We start from the raw sequence: 550 nt of genomic DNA on the forward strand, positions 1-550 counted from the left end.
CTACAGTTTCGACGACATCAACACCGCTGTCGCGGACATGACCAGCGGTGCGTCGATCAAACCGGTCCTCCGGTTCTGATCAGCGCGAAGTAATAGAACGCAGAGCCGCAGAGGGGCTTTCGCCGAACATCTCGCGGTACTGCCCCGCGAAGCGGCCCAGGTGGTTGAAACCCCACCGGTACGCGATTTCGGCGACGCCTGCCGTCTCGGGGTCGGCCGCCAGCAGGTCGCCCCGGACCTTCCGCAGGCGGAGGTCACGCAGATAGCGCATCGGGGTGGTGTGCAACGACGTCTGGAAGCCGTGCTGCAGCGCCCGCAGACTCACTCCGACCGCGCCGGCGATCTCGAGGGCGGTCAACGGCTCGTCCGCGTGCGCCTCGATGTACTGCTTGGCGTGCTCGACCACCGCCGGGCAGGCGGGGGCGACGGTCGCCGCCAGCTGCTCGCTGTAGTCGTGCCGCGATGCCAGGAGCAGCGACACGATCACGCTCTGTGTCAGCGGCGCCAGCAGTAGCGGGTGGCGGAAGAGGGCGTCGGTGTCGCGCAGTTG

At 67.8% G+C, this 550-nt stretch carries 1 protein-coding gene; it reads right to left on the reverse strand.

From position 1 onward, the window contains the following. Positions 1–79: 79 nt before the first annotated feature. A partial coding sequence (locus ACFWJO_RS40640) for a helix-turn-helix transcriptional regulator (RefSeq protein ID WP_386873419.1) occupies positions 80–550 on the reverse strand: 471 nt, incomplete at its 5' end.

Origin of the sequence: Streptomyces sp. NPDC127092 (assembly GCF_042722475.1) — a bacterium.
Lineage (GTDB): Bacteria > Actinomycetota > Actinomycetes > Streptomycetales > Streptomycetaceae > Streptomyces.